Annotated in this window: 15 protein-coding genes; 10 read left to right on the top strand and 5 right to left on the bottom strand. The window is 43.9% G+C overall.

Features of this window, described 5'->3' with window-relative positions; genetic code table 11:
* Positions 1–1155 precede the first annotated feature (1155 nt).
* The 4 genes from ACGF63_RS00750 to ACGF63_RS00735 are packed head-to-tail and all read right to left on the bottom strand — an operon-like array spanning position 1156 to position 6252.
* On the bottom strand, positions 1156–1308 hold the full coding sequence (locus ACGF63_RS00750) for a hypothetical protein (protein ID WP_387628197.1): 153 nt from the start codon (positions 1306–1308) through the stop codon (positions 1156–1158).
* Positions 1305–2273, bottom strand: coding sequence for a hypothetical protein (locus ACGF63_RS00745; RefSeq protein WP_387628195.1), 969 nt, complete (start codon positions 2271–2273; stop codon positions 1305–1307). Before ACGF63_RS00745 ends, ACGF63_RS00750 begins: the two co-directional genes overlap by 4 nt.
* Positions 2270–3238: a hypothetical protein gene (locus ACGF63_RS00740; RefSeq protein ID WP_387628193.1), complete on the bottom strand. Its 969-nt coding sequence runs from the start codon at positions 3236–3238 to the stop codon at positions 2270–2272. The genes ACGF63_RS00745 and ACGF63_RS00740 overlap by 4 nt, the downstream gene beginning before the upstream one ends.
* Positions 3235–6252: a toxin VasX gene (locus ACGF63_RS00735; protein ID WP_387628191.1), complete on the bottom strand. Its 3018-nt coding sequence runs from the start codon at positions 6250–6252 to the stop codon at positions 3235–3237. Before ACGF63_RS00735 ends, ACGF63_RS00740 begins: the two co-directional genes overlap by 4 nt.
* Positions 6253–6922: 670 nt before the next feature.
* Between ACGF63_RS00735 and ACGF63_RS00730 the strand changes: the two genes are divergently transcribed.
* From ACGF63_RS00730 to ACGF63_RS00715, 4 genes are all read left to right on the top strand, one after another.
* Positions 6923–8533 carry an ABC-F family ATP-binding cassette domain-containing protein gene (locus ACGF63_RS00730; RefSeq protein ID WP_387628188.1) on the top strand — a complete coding sequence of 537 codons (1611 nt, stop codon included), beginning with the start codon at positions 6923–6925 and terminating at the stop codon, positions 8531–8533.
* Between the two features lie 174 nt (positions 8534–8707).
* Positions 8708–9859 carry a flagellar biosynthesis protein FlhB gene (flhB, locus tag ACGF63_RS00725; protein ID WP_387628185.1) on the top strand — a complete coding sequence of 384 codons (1152 nt, stop codon included), beginning with the start codon at positions 8708–8710 and terminating at the stop codon, positions 9857–9859.
* Complete coding sequence (gene flhA / locus ACGF63_RS00720) at positions 9852–11933, top strand: flagellar biosynthesis protein FlhA (protein WP_152962970.1); 2082 nt, start codon at positions 9852–9854, stop codon at positions 11931–11933. The genes flhB and flhA overlap by 8 nt, the downstream gene beginning before the upstream one ends.
* Before the next feature lie 506 nt (positions 11934–12439).
* On the top strand, positions 12440–12859 hold the full coding sequence (locus ACGF63_RS00715; protein WP_166289097.1) for a hypothetical protein: 420 nt from the start codon (positions 12440–12442) through the stop codon (positions 12857–12859).
* 196 nt (positions 12860–13055) lie between these two features.
* Here the strand turns inward: ACGF63_RS00715 and ACGF63_RS00710 are convergent, their stop codons facing one another.
* Complete coding sequence (locus ACGF63_RS00710) at positions 13056–14150, bottom strand: Fic family protein (RefSeq protein WP_387628181.1); 1095 nt, start codon at positions 14148–14150, stop codon at positions 13056–13058.
* Between the two features lie 898 nt (positions 14151–15048).
* Between ACGF63_RS00710 and ACGF63_RS00705 the strand changes: the two genes are divergently transcribed.
* The 6 genes from ACGF63_RS00705 to ACGF63_RS00680 all read left to right on the top strand — a co-directional run bounded on the left by ACGF63_RS00705 (position 15049) and on the right by ACGF63_RS00680 (position 22382).
* Complete coding sequence (locus ACGF63_RS00705) at positions 15049–15573, top strand: hypothetical protein (protein WP_152962971.1); 525 nt, start codon at positions 15049–15051, stop codon at positions 15571–15573.
* Between the two features lie 100 nt (positions 15574–15673).
* Positions 15674–17242 carry a hypothetical protein gene (locus ACGF63_RS00700; RefSeq protein WP_387628178.1) on the top strand — a complete coding sequence of 523 codons (1569 nt, stop codon included), beginning with the start codon at positions 15674–15676 and terminating at the stop codon, positions 17240–17242.
* Positions 17243–17260: 18 nt separating this feature from the next.
* Complete coding sequence (locus ACGF63_RS00695) at positions 17261–17683, top strand: hypothetical protein (protein ID WP_387628175.1); 423 nt, start codon at positions 17261–17263, stop codon at positions 17681–17683.
* A 35-nt stretch (positions 17684–17718) separates the two neighbouring features.
* On the top strand, positions 17719–19233 hold the full coding sequence (locus ACGF63_RS00690; protein ID WP_081738257.1) for a hypothetical protein: 1515 nt from the start codon (positions 17719–17721) through the stop codon (positions 19231–19233).
* 49 nt (positions 19234–19282) lie between these two features.
* Complete coding sequence (locus tag ACGF63_RS00685; protein WP_387628306.1) at positions 19283–20842, top strand: hypothetical protein; 1560 nt, start codon at positions 19283–19285, stop codon at positions 20840–20842.
* A 22-nt stretch (positions 20843–20864) separates the two neighbouring features.
* Complete coding sequence (locus ACGF63_RS00680) at positions 20865–22382, top strand: hypothetical protein (RefSeq protein WP_152962975.1); 1518 nt, start codon at positions 20865–20867, stop codon at positions 22380–22382.
* The last annotated feature ends 97 nt before the right edge of the window (positions 22383–22479 follow it).

Below are 22479 nucleotides of genomic sequence, written 5' to 3'. Positions count from 1 at the left end.
AGCCGGTATTTAAGCGTTAATAGAGGACGAAAATAGCCTGGAAAAATAACGAAATTGATTTTCGCATGAGATTATATTAAAGGCATGAAAAAGAGGGGCCGTTTAAATCAAAACGTAAAAAAGAAATACTATTACATGGGTTAAAGTAGTGAAAAGCAAGTTTAAACTGGCGTATTAAAGGTATCGCAATGCTGCATAGTAAACGCAATATAAAAACGCTGAAAGTACCCAGTTACTATTATGTTAAATCATTTGCCTGAGGATTTTGTTATACCGATTTTTCATGATTGATTATTTAATTGGTTTGTAAAAAAGTTTATTTCCAGGTTGAGGATTTTATTAAAGTAGATTAATTTTTGGGAATGTATTGTCTGATTAACCTATTCATGTTGTTGCTTGTCTTTTTTTCTGGAGTATATAAGTTTTAATAAAGCCAATTTTTGCTTTTCATTTTTCACTGATAATTTTATAAGGTTTTAACAATTGTTTTTACCACTTTTACCGTCTGCTTTTTGTTAAGTTTAATCATCATGGGATATCGTGTTTTACACGAACATTAATCATACCCGTTTTATCTTTGCTGGCGCTGCTTTACTGGCAATCCTAAACGGTTTTCATCGGTCACTATTCTTTATTTTGTCTTCATAAATCAATCAGTAAATAACCTGATAATATAAATATATCCCTTTGTGTTTTTTCGGATAATATACTTTTTCTCACTTATTTATTTTAAATTCTTGGTTAATGGTTAATGGTTAATGGTTAATGGTTAATGGACTTTGATTAAATTTAATTAACATGATTTTAAAAAAATCACTTATAGTTAAATACGTGTTTTATATAAAATATTTAATATATTCATTTTCATTATTTTAAATGGTCATGGCAGGACAGGTAAATATAAAATAAGAGGAGGATGGCATCGTTGATGAATATTATTAAACATGACAAGGAATAAGCCGTTTTTAGTCACTCTGCACCTTTTAAAAATCCGGCATTAATGGTTGCCTGTTTTTTTACCCTCAGCTAATTAATCACCGAAAAAAATCAGCTTGTCGATTGCCTAAAAAGGGAAAATAAGTAAAAACATGATAAGTCTGTAAAACGCATCTCATTCCAAGGGGATGATAGAATAAAATAAATAATTTCCTGTGTTTATTGAGAATAAAACACGCACCATACGGAGGGAGGTTTAATATCCGGTGGTGCAACCAAAAGCTCTTTTTCCCAGCGAGCCAGCCGTTTGGCTGGCAGTGGATGAATGGTAGGAAACCATTTTTTGAGTAGATTTTTTAATGCTGCTTTCATTCGGAAAGATCTTCATCAGGGGGACCAAGGCGATCCAGTTCTGCCAAAATCAACGGAATTTGTGCGTCTAAATCGGCGGGTCTTTTATCTTTGCTCCACCAGATAAGCGGCCCACGGCGTTTATAATCCACCTTACTGACTGCTTCTTTGCCGTTTAATAAGAATTTCACCATAAAGGCGACTGCCAGCGCTTTATCATTGCCACTGCTTAAGAAAGCAAAGGAATAACTACTGACGTTAGGGATAAAACCACGCCCAATAAGCTGATTGTTTTCGTCTAAGCCATAGACTTTGAGGAACAGAATATTAGTTTTTTCTGCCATGCCTACTTGTGGATAACGGGCAGCATAAGCTTTACCTTTATACCAGGTGTAAAAAATCTGTTGTTCACGATCGATAATTAATGGAGCCTGACGGCGTAAAAAAAATATAGCCCATACAAAAGGCGGAATAATTATCAGATAGAGCAATAGGAAGCTTATATCAATAATGAGAAGTCGAGAGCTACTTGGATAAAAAGTATAACGATAATATAAATATTTTATTAGTGGGATCTCTTTATCGTTACCGATATAGCGGATATCTTCCATATCATCAGGTAGATCATCGCGTAGATAAAATTTTTCACCGTAATCTTTTTTTGCATAGCCGATCCATCGGTGAATAGCTTTTTCATCAATTTTTCGTTCTTCAATAAATTCGTTAATATTTAGAATAAGACTACTAATAATCCCTAATGTGACTGGGATTAAGGTAATACTCCGGGCGCGGCGTTGAGTATTGCGAATATGACATTCTTTATTATCAAGGTAGTCCAATATTTCCACATGCTTAATGGTTTCTGCATCCTTAATATCCGGTTGTGCCGCCAGAATTTCTTTTTCCCAGCGGGCCAGCCGTTTGGCTGGCAGTGGATGAATGGTAGGAAACCATTTTTTGAGTAGATTTTTTAATGCTGCTTTCATTCGGAAAGATCTTCATCAGGGGGACCAAGGCGATCCAGTTCTGCCAAAATCAATGGAATTTGTGCGTCTAAATCGGCGGGTCTTTTATCTTTGCTCCACCAGATAAGCGGTCCACGGCGTTTATAATCCACCTTACTGACTGCTTCTTTGCCGTTTAATAAGAATTTCACCATAAAGGCGACTGCCAGCGCTTTATCATTGCCACTGCTTAAGAAAGCAAAGGAATAACTACTGATGTTAGGGATAAAGACACGCTCGATAAGGTTATTATTTTCATCCAGTCCGTAGACTTTGAAATACAGAATATTAGTTTTTTCCAACATGCCTAATTGTGGATAACGGGCAGCATAGGCTTTACCTTTATACCAGGTGTAAAAGATCTGCCGTTCCCGATCGATAATTAATGGTGCCTGTCTCTGCCAGAAAAATACACAATAGACAAAAGGTGGAATAATCAGCAGATAGAGCAGCAGGAAGCTTATATCAATAATGAGGAGTCGAGTACTACTTGGGTAAAAATTATAACGATAATATAAATATTTTCTTAGTGAAATTTCTTTATCATTACCAATATAGCGTGTATCTTCTAGATAGTTTGGTAAATCATCACGTAGGTAAAAATTTTCCCCATATTCCTTTTTAGCTATATTAACCCATCGATAAATTTCTGATTCATTACTCTTTCGTTCTTCCATAAAATCGTTAATGTTTAATGCCAAGCTGCTAATAATCCCCAGTGTTACTGGAATCAGGTTAATGCTCCTAAAACGGCGTTGAGGATTGCGGATATGGCATTCTTTATCATTCAGGTAGTCCAGTATTTCCACATGCTTAATGGTTTCTGCATCCTTAATATCCAGTGGTGCGGCCAGAAACTCTTTTTCCCAGCGTGCCAGCCGTTTAGCTGGCAGTGGATGAATAGTGGGAAACCATTTTTTAAATAAGCTTTTTAGTCGTTGCTTCATAGTGTACGCTCCCCGTCAAGACTGCCTTTAATGGTATTTTCTGCTGTCGGTTCTTTTTCCCAGAGATAGCGCAAAGGGGCGATGACATTTGTCGATTGTTCATAGTACCAGTACAGTTCGCTACTGCGGGGATAAACGCCCATTGTTTCTGAGATGACTACTTCCAGCGTTGCCGTATCGCCATTCAGGGTCAATTTAGCCTGCTCCTTAGCTTTCCTGAATTTGGCATTGCGAAAAGCATCAGGGGTATATTTGCGGCGGTTAATCTCAACATAATCGATTTTTCCTTCCCAGTAGTAGGGAGCTCTGGATGGAGTTACAAAGATCCCGCGAATATCTGAGAGACCCATCTGAAAAGCAGGCAGGGTAAAACAATAGGTCGTGACACCAAACCCCTGATGTATTTTCAGTTGTGGCTGAATAAACAGATTTAAAAACTCCTGGTTTTCGATAACAAAATGATTTTGTGTGTCATTATCCATTCTTCTTGCATTTTCTAATTGTTTTTCAATGGATAGCCTTTCCTTTTTTTCATCCCAAAAGCCATACTTATCTCCCGCTCCCCAAAAACAGTTATTCAGCACTTTTTCCAAATCTGACCAGGCGCTGCTGGCCTGGACAATACTGCCACCGATAAGCAAACTGGCTCCCACAACCAGCCATGTCAGCAGTCCTGCTGTCATGACCGAGCCGGCGGCAAAGAAGACTAATCCTACCGTTGTTAGGATAATGGAGCCTGTTCCGATAGCGATATCACTGTAACCTTCTACACTATTACCCACTTTGAAAGCGTTACTGGCATCATAGAAGGAGACCAGCGCCCCTAAATAACCTGCCACGCTACCGGCAACCCGGGAGAACTGACTGACCATAGCTGTATTGACAGCAGGCACTTTTATGCCGTTCATCAGCGCCTTGACTATCGGGGAATTTACCTTGCTCGCCAGCGTCGAACCCAGAGAGGTCAAATCGGCACTCATACCAATCACCGCGGTACTAAAGCGCAGCAGACTCATATAGGACGGTCCGGGCTGTAACGGGTTGTTGCGGGCATATTCTGTCTGCGTGAGCACGTCCGCCAGGGTAAAGGCATTCAGAAACAGGCTGACGCCGGTCAGTGAGGAGTCAAACAGTAAACCAATGGACGGTTTACCGGCACCGTCTAAGGTAAAAAGCTGAACCGGCGAGTCTGCAAGGGTCTTAACGGCGGGCAGGGTTATCACCGGTTTGTCACCAAGTGATTCCAGCCGCTTGCTCCAGTTAATGATCCGTTCCCCGATAGCCTGTGTCCGCATCGCGGGATCTGGCAGGTGACGATTTGCTTTCGATTCCAGACGCTTAAGCACTTCCTGATAGCTCTGTTCACTGAGTGCCACTCTGCCATCCGGTTCAATCACCACGCCCAGCGTAGAGAGCAAGGCGGGGACAAATTGCTGGGTTATCCGGTCAATGGCTTTTTGGGGAAGCTGTCGGCCATAATTTGTCCCCTGAGAAATCGCCTGACCGGGATTGGCGCAGACGGTAGCCAGAAAAGTCCCCATGCCCAGCAGAATATTATCGACTCCGCGAATAAACTGACTTTGAAGCATCGGCGATTTGACTTTGTCGTTATTCAGCACGGTGATAACACTGCCGGTAATGGTGCGCCAGAAGTTGCCATCCCCGTTGCTGTCCGACTCTTTGGCGGCAAGTTTTGCCAAAACCTGTTGGCCGGGCAGGGAGGATTGCAGATTGCCGAGCAGTTCTGAGAGGATTTCACTGAAAAATTGGAACTCCAGCGCGTCCTCTTCTTCCCGCGTCTCTTTTTCATCTTGCAGTGAAAAGAAGTAGTGAAAGTAATTTTGTAGCCCGCCGACCTGATAACTCAGCGCCGGGTTGTCCGCAAAGGCCTCAAACAGTTTCATCAACATCGCCTGACGGACTTCAAAGTCTTGGGTAGTTTTTTTCAGTTTCGGCCAGTCGTTATCCCAGCGATCCTGATTAATACTGTCATCTATTTTCTTTTTCAGCGCCGGGTCTTTGGTCGCTTTGAGCCTTTCGACATAGAAACCGATAGTCAATGGGTAGATATTGGAGGCGTTGTAGCTCTGTTGCCACAGATGCAGGATAGAGTACGCTTCCGCGATATCCCGCTGGCGGCCCACCGGGTCATGCAGAATAACAATCCGCGCCTGTTCGTGCAGGTGCAGATAACCGTTGATTGCCTTGATAATCACGTCGGCATCCATCTCGTAGCTTTCCTGCGTGGTCAGCGCACCAATCTTGGCGGTCGCTAAATCCAGTTCATTGATGTCTTTTTCAATGATGGCTTTGATGTCGGCAAATTGCTCCTGCTGGATTTTGTAATCGACGATCAGCTTACGGAAGTACTTGACTGAGGCCTTAACGGCGAAGGGGGACTGTTCCTTATCAAGATTGATGAACTGCATGGTTTTCTGCCGCAGTTCCAGGCTGCCGTTCATTTTATCCAGTACGGAGGAGTGCCACGGGTGTTCGCTGTAGGCGATACTGATATTGATGACATCTTTGGCGACAAACAGGAACGGGTGACCTTCTCCCCGAATGCCCGGCTCAGGGATCAGCCCCTCACTGGCGTCTTTGCGGTTGAGGAACATGTATTTTTTAAATTTCTCAACCCGCTGTTTTTTGCCGTTAACCTCTTTCTCCGACACGCAGTATTTAAAGATATGCAGGAGGCCCTGGGCTTTGCTGCCGCGAGCGGTAAGTGGGGCTTCTTCCTTGATATATATCCAGCCGGGGCGCAGGAGGCGGGCGGCGTAGCCTTTGGTTTTCTCGATTGATGAGGAGAACATCAGGGTGTGGATATCCGGGGGGGCTGCTGGTTTTTCCAGTTCTCTGCCGAAAAAGTTGACATAAGCATAACGAACCGGGTAAATCGGTTTAATGTCGCAGTCACAGGGCTGCATGTAATTATCGACTTCAAGATTTTGCGGGAACAGCTCGTAAGCTTGTTCTATCAATTTGTCGAAGCGGTCCTGAATGTCAGTTGTCATAACATTTCCTTAGATGTCAGTGTGTCGCACTGTTCAAAAAGTGAATGTGTATTCCTGCATATTGGTCTGCATGCCCTCAATTTTTTGCTGAATATCGGCATCAGAAGTGCAAAACTTTTCAGCAACCGGAGAATATCCAGTTCACCAAATTCAGAGAGTAAATGGGGCAAAGAGTGGGTGTTCTTGCGCGGTAGTTATTCATATCACGCTTTATTAATAAAAATTTTCCCTATGGATATCTTCAAAGCTTTTCATTTTCACCTCAGATTCTTTTACGACCAAATATTAATATAAATTAATGCTTTTCTCTAATGAAAATCAAGGTTTATAATTTAAATATATGTAAATTTGTATTTAAAACAGTAAATAATGTAAATTTTATAAATGTTTAAGTAACGTCATTATTTGATTTATTTCTATGGGATTGCAATTAAGCAAGCTGTCATGGCTTCTTTCTTGAGCCGTTATCCGCTCATTAAATATCATTGCGTGATATGATTTAAAAGGTGATCAATAATGCAACATATTTAACTTAAAAATATGACAATTTTATGAAAATAAAGCTAATTTCATCGTCTCTAAAGCTTGATGTCAGGTGAATAAAACGGCTGGTCAGGAAGAGCGATATTTCGATAAAAAATAAAATAGAATCAATGACACAATGAGAATTATGCCTCAATATTCCCCCCAAACTCTGATTGAAGCTAAAAATATTGCATGCCAATTTGACGGTGAGCCGAAACCGTTATTTTCTGGCATAGATATTAATTTGACAATTGGACAACAAGCGCTTGTTGGACGTAATGGTATTGGTAAATCCTGGTTAGCGACCATTTTGGCTGGCCGTTATTCACCTTCTGAAGGTATGGTGCAGCGGTTTTGTGACGTAGGTTATTTGTCTCAGGGATTAGCCCCTTTTCCGGGCAATGGTGCCGATATTTTAGGTATTTCAACTCTGCAAAGTGCTTATCGCCGGATCCTGGATGGAGAAGGAAGTGACGAGGATTTTGAAAAAATGGAAGGGAACTGGGATATCGAGCAGCAAACAGAGTTAATGCTGGCGGAAGGGGAATTATCGGCGCGTGTTTTGCATCAGGCATTTGATACTTTAAGCGGTGGAGAACAAACACGGCTTCGATTGCTTGCGTTGAAACGGCAAGGGTGCCAGTTTTTAGTGTTGGATGAGCCAAGCAACCATTTGGACAGGCAAGGGCGCATTTGGCTGGCGGAATGGTTAACCGCATTTAGCGGTGGGAGCTTGTTGGTTACCCACGATCGCCGATTGCTGCAAAATGTCGATGTGCTATATGAGTTGAATAGCCTGGGTTTGCATCGTAGTGTGGGGGGATGGGAAACGTATCTGGAAAGTCGGGAGCAGCTTCGTCTTGGTGCTTTGCGTGAGGTGGAACAAACGCAAAAGCAGCTAAAACAGGTGCAGAGATCAAAACAGCGGGATTTGGAACGTTTGAGCAAAAGACAGAGCCAGGGCAAGCAGAAACGGGCCGGGGCTAACCAAAGTAAGATTATCCTGGATCGTGAACTTGGGCGTTCCGAAGCGACGCAGTCGCGCCAGGCAAAATTACACGATGAACGACTGGAAAAAGCCGCTTCTTCATCGTTGGATGCAAGAGAGAAATTAGAGATCGTCGATCCACTGGCTATTGCTGTCGCTGCTCCCGAAACAGCCACTAATCCTTTACTCTATTTACAGGATGTGATTTTGCCCTATGGCTCACCGATGCCACTGAGTCTGACGGTCAACTCTGGCGATAGAATTGCTATCGTGGGTGAAAACGGCTGTGGAAAATCAACGTTGTTAAAATTAATGGCGGGTAAAATTGCTCCGGTTCAAGGAGAACATCGAGTTACGCCATCACAACGCCTGATGGATCAGCACTTTTCTTTTCTCGATAAATCACAGTCGGCGCTGTATAACTTTCAAATACAGGAGCCAGGATGGCGGGAAGATCAATACCGGACACGTCTTGCACAGTTGCGTATTCGTGGGGAAGAGGCGTTAAAACCGGTAAAATATTTAAGTGGTGGAGAACAATTAAAAGTGGCTCTGGCCTGTCTTTTTTGTGGCTCTGTTGCACCCGCCCTTTTATTGTTGGATGAACCTGATAACCATTTGGATATTGAATCCAGGGAGTTGCTACAGCAGGCGTTATATCATTACACCGGATCCATCGTGTTGGTATCTCATGATGACACTTTTATTGAGAAAGCAGGTATATTACATGAGATAAGACTCCCGAAAATCATTGCTCGTAGTGGATAAATAGAAATGGCTTCATTGCTTTGAATCAGTTTTGTCATTCGTCTTGATCCCACAAATACCCCGTCAAATTTCTCATTGTTCCAGCCATCGAATTTTTTCTCTTTTGTCATGCTAGCAGCTATTTAATTCCATATTTTCTGACCGAAAACGTTTTAAACGCAGACAAGGAAAGCCGTGGCCGAAGATAGCGATCTTGAGAAAACAGAAGAACCCACGCCCCATAAACGGGAAAAAGCCCGGAAAGAGGGGCAGATAGCCCGCTCCAGAGAGCTGAGTTCTATATTGATGCTGACCAGTGGCCTGAGTTTGCTCTGGATAAGCGGTCAATCAATTACTCATGAATTGTCGCTGATGGTGTTTGAAGGTTTTAACTTCGATCACAGCATGGTCAGCAATGATAAACAGATGATTCAGCAGATTGGCAGGTTGCTGCGGCAAGCTGTTTGGGCTTTATTACCGGTTTTTGCCGGATTAGTGTTCGTTGCGTTAAGCGCTCCGGCGCTATTGGGTGGATTAGTATTCAGTACAAAATCCATCAAATTTGATGCGAAAAAATTGAATCCTATTTCTGGTCTGAAACGTATTTTTTCAATGAATGCGTTAGCTGAATTATTCAAAGCGTTGCTTAAAGCAGGGTTTGTCGGAATTGGTGCGGCTTTATTTCTTTGGATGAACTGGCCTGCCATGTTACGGCTGATCGCGCAACCACCGCTGTTGGCATTGGATGATGCAATGCAAATGCTGATATTTGCCGGTTATGTGGTGGTTTTCATGTTGATACCGATGGTGGCTTTCGATGTTGTTTACCAGATATACAGCCATCTGAAAAAACTGAGAATGACCCGACAGGAAATAAAGGATGAATTTAAAGAACAAGAGGGGGATCCACATGTTAAAGCGCGTATCCGTCAACAACAACGGGCGGCTGCCCGTCAGCGTATGATGGCGGATGTACCGAAAGCGGATGTGATTGTCACCAACCCAACTCACTATGCTGTCGCTCTGAAATATGATGAAAAAGCGATGAGTGCGCCAAGGGTATTGGCGAAAGGGGCGGGGATTATTGCATTGCGGATTAAAGAAATGGGTACAGAAAACCGCATTCCATTACTTGAGGCACCGCCACTTGCCAGGGCGCTTTATCGCCATAGTGAAGTTGGGGGACATATCCCTGCGACACTTTACGCGGCGGTAGCGGAAGTGCTTGCCTGGGTCTACCAATTGAAACGTTGGAAACGGGAAGGCGGCTTGAAGCCGAAGAAACCTGAAAATCTGCCAGTGCCGCCAGCACTGGATTTCGCTGGAGAAAATAATCGTCATGGCTAATCTGGCCTCTATACTTCGTTTACCGAGCAATATGAAAGGTTCGCAATGGCAAATTCTTGCCGGGCCGGTATTGATCCTCATGATTTTGTCGATGATGGTCCTGCCGTTGCCGCCATTTATGCTGGATTTGCTGTTTACGTTTAACATCGCGCTATCCATTATGGTGTTGCTGGTGGCGATGTTTACCCGGCGTACTCTGGATTTTGCCGCATTTCCGACAATATTGCTGTTTTCTACTTTACTGCGTTTGTCGCTTAACGTGGCTTCAACCCGTATTATTTTATTGGAAGGGCATACGGGCTCTGCGGCGGCGGGCCACGTTGTAGAAGCATTTGGTCACTTTCTGGTTGGCGGTAATTTCGCCATCGGTATCGTGGTTTTTATTATCCTGATCTTGATTAACTTTATGGTGATTACCAAAGGTGCAGGGCGTATTGCTGAAGTTGGCGCCCGTTTTGTGCTGGATGGTATGCCAGGTAAACAGATGGCGATTGACGCTGACCTGAATGCCGGATTGATCGGTGAAGAAGAAGCGAAGAAACGCCGGGCGGAAGTCACCCAGGAATCGGATTTCTATGGTTCGATGGATGGTGCCAGTAAGTTTGTGCGTGGCGATGCGATTGCTGGATTAATGATCCTGGTTATCAACGTCGTCGGCGGCTTAATTGTTGGTGTGGCCCAGCATGGTATGAGTCTGGGGGATGCGGGGGAAGTTTATACCCTGTTAACCATTGGTGATGGTCTGGTGGCGCAGTTACCTGCCCTGATTATTTCGACTGCGGCCGGTGTGATTGTTACCCGCGTGGCGACTGATCAGGATGTTGGTCAGCAGATGGTGACTCAACTGTTCAATAATCCACGGGTGTTGATGTTGAGTGCGGGGGTTCTCGGATTATTGGGCATGGTTCCGGGAATGCCCAATTTTGTTTTCCTGCTATTTACTGCGGCATTGGCAGGTCTTGGCTGGTATCTCTATCGCCGTGCTAATGGCCCGGTGATGAATACGGAAAAACCAAAAGTGGAAGAGCAACAGCAGGCATCAGAAGCTTCATGGTCTGATGTTCAGCTTGAAGATCCGCTGGGGATGGAAGTGGGATATCGCCTGATCCCGATGGTTGATTTTCGTCAGAATGGCGAATTATTGGGGCGGATCAGTGGCATTCGGAAGAAATTTGCTCAGGAGATGGGATATTTACCACCGGTGGTTCATATCCGTGACAACCTTGAACTGGCTCCGGCTGGCTACCGTATTCTAATGAAAGGGGTAGAAATTGGTCGTGGTGAAGCCCATCCGGGGCGCTGGCTGGCAATTAACCCTGGTGGTGCAGTAGGGGAATTGCAAGGTGATATCACCAAAGATCCGGCTTTTGGACTCTCTGCGGTTTGGATTGATGACAGCCTCAGAGAACAGGCGCAGGTTCAGGGTTACACAGTCGTTGCAGCCAGTACGGTTGTGGCTACCCATATGAATCATCTGTTGACGCAATATGCCAATGAGCTGTTTGGCCGTCAGGAAGCTCAACAGCTGTTTGAGCGTGTCAGTCAGGAGATGCCTAAACTGACGGAAGACTTTATTCCCGATATCGTTAGTCTGACAACACTGCATAAGGTTTTGCAAAACCTGTTATCCGAACAGGTGCCAATTCGGGATATGCGGACAATTATTGAGACACTGGCTGAACATGCTCCGGGGCAAACTGATCCTTATGAGCTGACATCTGTGGTCAGAATCGCGCTTGGCCGGGCAATTGCTCAACAATGGTTCCCGGGAGCGCAGGAAATCCAGGTCATCGGACTGGATGCCGGTCTTGAGCGTTTGTTAATTCAGGCGTTGCAAAATGGTGGTGGTCTGGAGCCAGGATTGGCGGATAACCTGCAACGGCAGGCAACGGAAGCACTGCAACGTCAGGAAATGCTGGGTGCTCCTCCGGTACTGTTGGTTAATCATGCATTGCGTCCGCTGTTATCACGTTTCTTGCGAAGGACTTTACCTCAATTGGTTGTCTTATCTAACCTTGAAATCAGTGATAACCGTCAAATCCGTATGACAGCAACCATTGGTGGTAATGGATAGTTGTATCAATAAAATAATGGGCCATTTTATTCGTAAATGGCCTTTAATATTCTTTTTTAAGAAAATTGCCCGTTTTGGATAAAAGTGGGATTTTTCTTTTATCATATTTACATTTACATTTACATTTACATTTACATTTACATTTACATTTACATTTACATTTACTGCCGGAGAAATTTCTATTCACTTCGGTTTTTTCATTATTAAATAATCATCATTAATGAGCTTGGGAATAGGTTGGTAAAGAGAGTGATAATTAATTTTTTAATGTTGTTAGTTTTGATTTTAATATTATCTAAATATAAAAAACTTTCGAAACAGATCGAAAAATAGAGTAAATCATACTGAGCAAGAATAATACACAACAAACTAAAGAGTCGAATGTTGAATTAAAGAATGATAATGATAAAGGAAAGATAAAAAATAACACACCAAATTTGGTGACGAAAAAATAAAATTCAGTAATATTTACCGCTCTAAACAATTCAAAAGGATGAGAGTTAAATATGTATAAAAATATGTTAAAACCCGTAACATCAAGAAAAACAGAAAACGGACCTCAATTAAAAGGAAATGAGAACACATATGACACATCAATATTAAAAGGCAGCCCTGTAGGACGAAATGATATTGGAAATTCAGCACCACTACCCGCTCAGGCAGAAGTTTTTCAAAAAGTTGTCGACGAAAAAATAGAAAGCTTTAAAACAAAGGGAAATCCAATATCAATTGTTGTCTGGCGTAATAACCAGACAGGGCTTACCCATATATTGGATGGTCAGCATCGATTTATTGCTGCATGCATACTTGGAGTACCCGTTAATTTGACATGGAAAAAATTCGGTATACCACCTAATCAGATAGACTGGAGTAGTACAAGATTCTCAAATGGAATACCAGCCAAGACCAGGATATTTGGAAAATAATTGATTAAGTTAGTTTAATGTGTATTAGGCGTGACTTGATCTGACACAGGACCTTGAAAGATTGAGAGTTACCGGTTTTGATATAGATGTTGAAATCTTAAACAAAATGTGAGGTAACTCTCATGCTTCATCGTGGTGAGCGGCACTTGATTAATATTCTTTATGTTTAATTGCGGTTATATCATCCCGGATAAATTCAAATATAATTGAGAATGTAACGGGTGCTACGACCGCCAGCTCCGGTGCTTTCTAAACAGCCTAGCTTAACCAAATGTGCCAAATGCCTTGTTGCCGTGGGGCGACTTACTTTTGCCACTTTTTGATATTGGCTGCTGTTAATACCCTGCTCAAAATCACCGTCCAGCATACGATTTAATACCTTTGCCTGCTCTTTAGTCAATTGGGTCTGATCTATCCGCCGCCAAAATTTAGCTTTTAACACAATTCGATTAATTTCTTTCAGTTTGTTTATTAAGGTTTCATTCAGTATTTTCAGAAACCAAACTATCCAGGCGGTAATATCCAAGCTGCCTTTCTGAGTGCTTTCAAGGATTTCGTAATACATCTTACGATGCTCACAAATACTGACTGACATTGCGTAGAAACGGATTGAACGGTTTTCGGCTTGGGCGAGTGCAAGGTCTGTCAAAAATCGGGTAATGCGCCCGTTTCCGTCTTCTAAGGGGTGGATTGTCACAAACCATAAATGAGCAATTGCCGCCCTAATGATGGGATCGAAGCTGGCATCTGTTCGGGATTTATTGAACCATTTTATGAATTGAAGTACTTCGGCGACGACTCTTTCCGGTGGTGGCGCTTCAAGGTGAACAGTCGGCTTATCCAGACGACCGGATACTACTTCTATCACCCCCTCGCGTAACCGACCTCCCTGTATCGGATTGAACAGGGTATATCCTGCGGGGAACATCAACTGATGCCACCTGAGGATACGCTCAAGGGTCAGCTCGGAGTCACTGTTTTCTATCACATCAAGGGCGACCTCGGTAATGCCGTCAGTTCTTTCTGTTGTTGGATAAGGTTTCTCTTCTGTGATACCCAACCTGTTCGCTAATGACGAGCGTACAGAAGCTGCGTTTAATCTCTCGCCTTCAATTTCGCTGGAATAAATTATATTGGATAGCAGGCTATCTAGCGTTGCTTGCTTGGCGTCTTCATACTCAGATTTGCCTAATAACAATCCTTGGTTGAACTGCACGTCTCGTAGTAATGGCGCAATAACGTCGGCATTCCAATGGAATTCAGGCCAATTCTGTTGTTCCCATATCCACATTGATTTCACCTATGAGTTAAATAATACCTCTATTCTACTCACAAAATGAGGCGAATGTTAATTTTATTTGACTCATTTACAGTTTTTTAAGGCAATAAAGGTCTTATTGACCTTGATGGAGGGTTGGGCGGGATCTCACTTATCCCTTCTTTATTGCGTTATTTCTATGGTTTTCTGTGTAAAATAATCGGGAGAAAGCACTTGAGTGTGATGCTGTCCTTTAAAAAGAGTATTTATTGAGTTAAATCCACCTTTTATATAAAAGCTTTAAACACTTCTTTTTATCTTTATTGATTAAAGTTTTTACCTGTTTTTTCATAATGCGTTTGTCCTTTTTTCCAGGTTTTGAAACCACGCGGACAGACAAAAAACGACTTTTCTTAACGGCTGTTTTATCATTTTTCAGATTCTGAATTATTTAATGTGGATAATTATGATTTTGATATTATTTAAATATATTCGCAATTTTCCTTAATGATTAAAATTAAATTTTTTATTTTATAAAAATCAAATGATTATGTGTAAGTAATGCTATTTTAGTGTGTTATCGGTTATTTTGTGTTTTTTAATAAATTTTTTAATGAATTGATTTAAATCTAATTAAATTTATGGCTATTGCGATAATCGTGGTGAGGAGGATATTATTTAAGTGATATTTTATAAAAAAAAGCAGTTAATTTTTTATTAAATAACTGGCAAAAATTCACTTTTCCGCAATGCTTAATTATATCAGGTTGTGCCTTACGAAAAACCAGTGACATAGTCAATTTAAATATTAAATAAGTGTTATCGGGAACATATTTTTCGATGGCGGTAGCGTACCTGAGTCAATAAGAGAAGTTAAATCGTTTCAAATCCGCAGGGTAACTAAGAACGGGTTTCTGATGAGGAAAACATTATGTCCATTGAACCACCGCTATATCAGGAAGGTATTGTCGTGATACATGTTGCTACGCCCGATGATTTGGTGAAATTTGCCGATCAAGCCCTCTTCTGGAATAAAGAAACCTATGAGCAGATGAAAATTGCAGAGGTACTGTTTACGCCAGCAGGAGAAACGCCACCTGGTCTGGGGATTAAACATGTCGCTACACCCGATGATTTGGCGAAGTTTGTCGATGAAGAATACTACTGGAATGGGAAAACCTACGAACAGATGGAAGCTGTAAAGGTGTTGTTTATACCAGCGGAAAAAATACGCGGTGTAGGGATTAAACATGTTGCCACACCCGATGATTTGGCGAAGTTTGCCGATGAAGAACTCTTCTGGAGTAAGAAAGACTACGAGCAGCTAAAAGCCGCAGAGGTGCTGTTTGTACCAAGAGAGGAAATGCCCGGTTCGGGGGTTAAACATATTGCCACGCCGGATGATTCGGCAAAGTTTACCGATAAAGCGGCTAATTGGAATAAAGAGAAACATTAAGAGAGGGATAAAGCCGGAATATTGTTTATCCCGAAAGTAAAAGAATAAAACAGAGTGTGACAACGTTAACTTATCTGCCATTCTGCATTGGAGGTATTAAATGGCTCACAACAAGACATCTACATCCAGCGAGAATAATCTGTTGAATAAAGAGGAGGTTAAATCCTGGTTTAAATTATATTCCCTGCCGAAAAGTGAAAATTATACTCAATTGGTGCAAATAGCGGCAGAAGGTCGGCGTTTAGCCGGGCTGGATCCTGCTCAGCCCGATAATAATCCAGGAGCAGGATTGAATCGGGATCTGGATGAGGTGAATTTACTCTTAGTGAATCCCGGTGAAGGGGTGCATATCGGAGAAGACCGTGAAATTGCTGTCAATATTGATAAGAGCAGCGGTTTACAGTTCATTAATGGCGAATTGGGATTACGCCCCGACTTTAAATTGTCGCTGGAATTGTTTGAGAGTTTTACGCAGGAACAACAAAGAGAACTTTACCGTTGGCTGATTCATGCTGGGGAGATGGCAGCGAGTAAGGTGCAGTTGCCCGCGTTTGACTTGCCGGCCAACGCTAACAATAAAAACCTTGGCGCTGTTGTCAGTGTCAGCGGCGATGGGAAAACTATCGCGCTTAGTGGGGCAGAGGCTAAGGAACCTGTATATCTATTTTCTTATACCGATAACGGTTGGTGGCAGCAATTCGCTGATTACATTAGTGGTTATGGCGGCAGAGCGCTAAGTTTGAATCGAAATGGTAATGTTCTCGCGGTGGGTATTGATAACCGAAACAGTGATGGTGGGCATGGTTCAGTGTTCGTTTATCACAGATTGGCAAATGGCACGTGGGAAAAATCGGCCAAACTTTGGCTTAGTGAGGCGAACGTTCAGCAGCATTTCGGTTGTTCTGTGAGCCTGAGCGCGGATGGCACACTATTAGCGGTAGGCTCTTATGGCTGGAGATCGGGTTTATTGACTAACTGCGGCGCAGTGTATCTTTATCAGTATGACGGGAAGAAATGGTCACAGCTTGGTGAGCGTTTGACCTTAGCTTCTCCGGCACAGGGCGATATGTTTGGCGGCAAACTGAGCTTGAGTGCGGATGGTTCAACCTTGGCAGTGGCGGCAACGGGGCGTAATGGTAATGGTGAAGTGACGATATTTCATCGTCACGGGGAATACTGGCAGCCGCAACCGCCACTCAATTCGCTGACTTCTCCTTCACTCGACAGCAATGACGGCTTTGGTGCCAGTCTCAGCTTAAGCGATAGCGGCGATATTCTGGCGGTGGGGTGCCCGGGAGAGAAGAACAATGTTGGTGCGGTCTATTTGTACCAGCGTCATCGTAATGGATGGCAAGTTATAGGGATACTGAGAGAAGCGGTGACTGCCGGGGAAAGGTTTGGCAGCGAGTTGTCTCTGAGTAGTGACGGCCAGATACTGGTGGTGTCAACACCTGTTGGTAAAAATGACACAGGTGTGCAAACCGGGGCGGTGTGGTGGTTTAGCTATCAGGATGAACAGTGGATTATGCAGGGCAGGTTACTGGAGCTAGATGGGGAATTAAACCATAAATTTGGTGCCGGCGTTTGTCTCAGTGGTGATGGCAATACGTTGGCGATTGGTGCCAGTGGCTGGAGGAGTGGAGAAGGGAAAGTTTACCTTTACGACTAGCTAAATGAGGAAAAAACGATGGCGAAAGAGATAACAGATGAAACGGTTAGCCAGCTTAGTACCCACTTCGCCCCTGGAAAGATCCCGACTGAGGCGGCATTTTATTCACTGATTGATTGGGCCACGTTGTGGCGACAGCTTTTTGGTTGGCAGGATGGTGATCAAGCTTATCATCCGGGAATTGGGTTGCAGGTTATCGACAACCGTTTGGCAGTTAAGACTGGTGATGGCATTGCGTTGGAACCGAAGGGGCTTGCGTTAAGGCTACAGCCCAATGGGGGATTGATGTTGGATAAATTTGGGGCGTTGTCAGTGGATGGTACTGTAGCGGTTTCAGCACAAGCTTTTAAATTGCTTCCTGAGGAGACGAGGGAACAAATTGCCAAGTTGTTATTGAATGCTGAGACAGAAGGCAGAAAACAGCGAACAGAAAACAGATGACGGTGACTGTCTAATACGGCTTTTGAGGAAATATTATGACTGATAAAGAAATTAGTACTGTTGACTCATTGAAAGCGAGTTTTAAGTCTGGTGTTCCGCCTACGCCTGAAGCATTTTCCCTCTTGATTGATGAGGCATATAAGGCATATGAAATCATTGATGGTGATAAGGGTGATGGCCCGACCGCAGGCTTGGAACGAGATGACAAAGGAAAACTGGCCCTCAACACTCACCATTCTGGCGGGTTAAACCTTGAACAGAGGGCTTTGGCGCTGTCACTGAAGCCAGACGGTGGGTTTTCTTTTGATGGAGGAAGGCGTCTGAAATTGGATGCCAATCGGCAAGTTCAGTTTGCCGATTTTTTCAGTTTATCGCGGCGGGAGCGGATGGAGATCGCACAGTTGTTGGGTTTGAAACGCAGTATCAGCACCACGATGACGCGTATTGTTGCTCCTTCCCCTAAAGAGAATGAACGCTTTGGCACTTCTGTTAGCCTGAACGCGGCGGGAGATTGTTTAGTGGTTGGGATGGGGAAAGTGCTCTATTTGTATATGTGCCGGAGGGGTGAGTGGTGGAATACAAGCACGCCCATTGTGTTTGAGGCTGATGGAGATAAATATCGCAGTGCTTCATGGAATGTCAGTCTGGATGCGGAGGGAGATAACTTGGCAGTGGGATACTTAACTGATTTTCGAAAAATGGAGGTTTGTGTGTATACGCGCACAAATGGCGTCTGGGATACAAAAAGTCCTATTGTGTTTCCGTTGGAAGATGAATATAGACACGCTGGTGGTGTGTATGCCAGTTTGAGCGCCGCAGGAGACTGTCTGGTGGTGTGGGGGGGCGTCTATACGTTCTATGTGTATACACGCACGAATGGGATCTGGGACAGAGAAAGCCCCATTCGGCTTTATTTTTCGAGTTCTGGTCACGGGGTTGCCATGATTTGTCTGAGTGCCTCGGGAAACTGTCTGGCGGTGCATGGTACCGAAGTTAATTATCCTTCTTCTCCCGCAATAAACATGGTTTATGTATATACACGCACGAATGGGACCTGGGATGAAAGCTACATTAGGTTCAATCCCCCTGAAGATAGCTCACCCGGTTTTGGCAAGGTTTTTAGCCTGAATGCAGAGGGAGATCGTCTGGCGGTGGGGGCGGATGATGATTCACCCATTATTAATGGGAAGGTTTATCTGTATACGCGCACGAATGGGATCTGGGATACACAAAATCCCATTAAATTTTCGGCTCCTGCAAGTGGCGTAACATATTTTGGCTGCGCTATCAAACTGAATGATGCGGGAAATCGTCTGGCAGTGGGGGCGGCTTCCAGGGTGTATGTGTATACCTATCTGAATGGTAAGTGGAATATGAAAACACCTATCGAGATTTTGGACCCTTCAGGCAATTTAGACAATGTAAATGGCTTTGGTAAGGCTGTCAGTTTGAATAAGTTAGGAACGAGTTTGGCGGTTGGTGCGGTTTTAACCAAGGTCGGTTCTGCGCCTGAAGCTGGTGCAGTTTGTATCTTTGATAATGTCAAATGAAGACAGAGAACAGGTGACGGTGACTGTCTAATACGGCTTTTGAGGACATATTATGACTGATAAAGAAATTAATACTGTTGACTCATTGAAAGCGAGTTTTAAGTCTGGTGTTCAGCTCATGCCTGAAGCCTTTTCCCATTTGATTGATGAGGCATATAAGGTATATGAAATCATTGATGGCGCTCAGGGTGATGGCCTAACTACAGGGCTGAAACGAGATGGCAAAGGCAAACTGGCCCTCAACACTCACCATTCTGGCGGGTTAAATCCTAATCAGGGGGCATTGGCGTTATCATTGAAGCCAGAAGGTGGACTCTCTTTTGATGGGGGAGGGTATCTGAAATTGGATGCTGGTCGGCAGGTTCAGTTTGCGGATTTTTTCAGTTTATCGCGGCGGGAGCGGATGGAGATCGCGCAGTTATTGGGTTTAAAACGCACCATAGTGACGCGTATTGTTTCTCCCTCTCCCGAAAAGTATGAGTCCTTGGGTTATTCTGTTAGCCTGAATGCGGCGGGAGACTGCTTAGCGGTTGGGATGATTAATAAAGTCTATGTATATATGCGCTGGAATCGTGGTGAGTGGAATACAAGCACGCCTATTGTGCTTGAGTCTTTTGAAAGTGATTATATTAGATCTTCATGGAATGTCAGTCTGAATGCGGCGGGAGATTGCCTGGCGTTGGCAAATAGTAGGCCCTATGATTTCGAAAAGCAGGTTGGTGTACATATGCGCACAAATGGCGTCTGGGATGCGAGAAAGGCCGTTTGGTTTCCGGCTCCGGGCAGCAATGAAATCTTTGGCTTGAATATTAGCTTGAGCGCAGCAGGAGACTGTCTAGTAGCTGGGGGCTCATCCTCTACGCTTCATATGTTTACACGCACGAACGGGATCTGGGATAGAGAAAATCCTATTAAGTTTCCGAGCCCTTCGAATGCTATTCGGTTTGGCGATGCTGCCCGCCTGAGTGCTGCGGGAAACTGTCTGGCGGTGTTTGGAGAAGAATTTTTTTCTGCAAGAAGCACGATTTATGTGTATACACGCACGAATGGGATCTGGGATACAGAAAACCCCATTGAGCTCAAGGCCCCTAAAGGTAGCCCATACGGTTTTGGCGAGGTTTTTAGCCTGAATGCGGAGGGAGATCGTCTGGTGATGGGGGCGGGTAATAATTTATCCATGATTGATGGGAGGGTTTATCTGTATACGCGCACAAATGGGATCTGGGATAGCGAAAATCCTATTAAGTTTTCTGCTCCTGCAAGTGACGTAACATATTTTGGCCGCTCTCTGGAACTGAATGATGCGGGAGATCGTCTGGTAGTGGGGGCGACTTCCAGGGTGTATCTGTATACCTGTCTGAATGATAAGTGGAATATGGAAACACCTATGGAGATTTTGGACCCTTCAGGCAATTCAGGCAATTCAGGCAATCCAGACAATTTGGAGACTTTTGGTGTATCTGTCAGCCTGAATAAGGCGGGGACGATTTTGGCAGTTGGTGCAGCGTCAGAGAGTGTCGATTCTAAATCCAAAGCCGGTGCAGTTTATGTTTTTGAGGATGTCAAATGGAAGACAGAGGACAGAAAACAGGTGACGGTGACTGTCTAATACGGCTGGCTTTTGAGGAAATATGATGACTGATAAAGAAATTAGTACCGTTGACTCATTGAAAGCGAGTTTTAAGTCTGGTGTTCGACTCATGCCTGAAGCCTTTTCCCATTTGATTGATGAGGCATATAAGGCATATGAAATCATTGATGGCGCTCAGGGGGATGGCCCGACCGCAGGGCTGAAACGGGATGGTAAAGGAAAACTGGCTCTCAACACTCACCATTCTGGCGGGTTAAACCCTGAACAAGGGGCTTTGGCGCTATCATTGAAGCCAGAAGGTGGACTCTCTTTTGATGGAGGAGGGTATCTGAAATTGGATGCCGATCGGCAGGTTCAGTTTACAGATTTTTTCAGTTTATCGCGGCGGGAGCGGATGGAGATCACGCAGTTGTTGGGTTTGAAACGCACCATGATGACGCGTATTGTTTCTCCTTCTCCTAAAGTGAAGGAGCGCTTTGGCACTTCTGTTAGCCTGAATGCCGTGGGAGACTGCTTAGCGGTTGGGATGATTAATAAAGTCTGTGTATATACGCGCCGGAAGAGTGGTGAGTGGAATACAAGCACGCCTATTGTGCTTGAGTCTTATCAAAGTGAGCATTATGGATTTTCATGGGATGTCTGTCTGGATGCGGCGGGAGGTTGCTTGGCGTTGGCAGGTAGTGGGGCCAATAATTTCGAAAAGAGGGTTGGTGTACATATGCGCACAAATAGCGTCTGGGATGTAATAAAGCCCGTTTGGTTTCCGGCTCCGAGCCGCACTGAAATCTTTGGCTTGGGTATCAGCTTGAGCGCAGCAGGAGACTGTCTGGTGGCTGGGTGCGAATACCAACTACCCACGTTACATTCTACGTTCTATATGTTTACACGCACGAACGGGATCTGGGATAGAGAAAATCCCATTAAGTTTCCGGTCCCTTCGAGTTCTTATGAGTTTGGCAAGGCTGTCGCCCTGAGTGCCGCAGGAAACTGTCTGGCGGTGCATGGTTACGATGATTTCACAATAAGCACGATTTATGTGTATACACGCACGAATGGGATCTGGGATAGAGAAAACCCCATTAAGCTCAAAGACTCTGAAGATAGCTCATCCGGTTTTGGCAAGGTTTTTAGCCTGAATGCAGAGGGAGATCGTCTGGCAGTGGGGGGGTTTTATAAATCCACTGATATTGTTAGGGCGGTTTATCTGTATACGCGCACAAATGGGATCTGGGATAGCGAAAATCCCATTAGGTTTTCAGCTCCTGCAAGTGACGTAATAGGTTTTGGAGGCTCTCTCGAACTGAATGATGCGGGAGATCGCCTGGTAGTAGGGGCGTCTTCTAGGGTATATGTGTATACCTGTCTGAATGATAGATGGAATATAGAAACACCTATGGAGATTTTGAACCCTTCAAGAAATTCAGATAATTTAAATGATTTTGGTAAGGCTGTCGGCCTGAATAAGGCGGGGACGAGTTTTGCTGTTGGTGCAGATTCAGAGAGTGTTAATTCTAAATCCAAAGCCGGTGCAGTTTATGTTTTTGAGAATGTTAAATAATACCATAGTTACTAAACTGAATATTATCCTCGGCACTTTACCTACGCCCGGACGTGGGCTGTTTCAGATGTGAAACTAGCATTTCAAATGGATATTT

Origin of the sequence: Photorhabdus sp. RM322S, from assembly GCF_042879395.1 — a bacterium.
Lineage (GTDB): Bacteria > Pseudomonadota > Gammaproteobacteria > Enterobacterales > Enterobacteriaceae > Photorhabdus > Photorhabdus khanii.
The sequence above is the reverse complement of the archived record's forward strand: the minus strand, read 5'-3'. Positions and strand labels throughout refer to the sequence as shown.

What these genes read in the sequence shown, in the direction of transcription:
- ACGF63_RS00750 (WP_387628197.1), bottom strand. Translation starts at nt 1,308, where the DNA reads ATGAAAGCAGCATTAAAAAATCTACTCAAAAAATGGTTTCCTACCATT.
- ACGF63_RS00745 (WP_387628195.1), bottom strand. Translation starts at nt 2,273, where the DNA reads ATGAAAGCAGCATTAAAAAATCTACTCAAAAAATGGTTTCCTACCATT.
- ACGF63_RS00740 (WP_387628193.1), bottom strand. Translation starts at nt 3,238, where the DNA reads ATGAAGCAACGACTAAAAAGCTTATTTAAAAAATGGTTTCCCACTATT.
- ACGF63_RS00735 (WP_387628191.1), bottom strand. Translation starts at nt 6,252, where the DNA reads ATGACAACTGACATTCAGGACCGCTTCGACAAATTGATAGAACAAGCT.
- ACGF63_RS00730 (WP_387628188.1), top strand. Translation starts at nt 6,923, where the DNA reads ATGCCTCAATATTCCCCCCAAACTCTGATTGAAGCTAAAAATATTGCA.
- flhA (WP_152962970.1), top strand. Translation starts at nt 9,852, where the DNA reads ATGGCTAATCTGGCCTCTATACTTCGTTTACCGAGCAATATGAAAGGT.
- ACGF63_RS00715 (WP_166289097.1), top strand. Translation starts at nt 12,440, where the DNA reads ATGTATAAAAATATGTTAAAACCCGTAACATCAAGAAAAACAGAAAAC.
- ACGF63_RS00710 (WP_387628181.1), bottom strand. Translation starts at nt 14,150, where the DNA reads ATGTGGATATGGGAACAACAGAATTGGCCTGAATTCCATTGGAATGCC.
- ACGF63_RS00705 (WP_152962971.1), top strand. Translation starts at nt 15,049, where the DNA reads ATGTCCATTGAACCACCGCTATATCAGGAAGGTATTGTCGTGATACAT.
- ACGF63_RS00700 (WP_387628178.1), top strand. Translation starts at nt 15,674, where the DNA reads ATGGCTCACAACAAGACATCTACATCCAGCGAGAATAATCTGTTGAAT.
- ACGF63_RS00695 (WP_387628175.1), top strand. Translation starts at nt 17,261, where the DNA reads ATGGCGAAAGAGATAACAGATGAAACGGTTAGCCAGCTTAGTACCCAC.
- ACGF63_RS00690 (WP_081738257.1), top strand. Translation starts at nt 17,719, where the DNA reads ATGACTGATAAAGAAATTAGTACTGTTGACTCATTGAAAGCGAGTTTT.
- ACGF63_RS00680 (WP_152962975.1), top strand. Translation starts at nt 20,865, where the DNA reads ATGATGACTGATAAAGAAATTAGTACCGTTGACTCATTGAAAGCGAGT.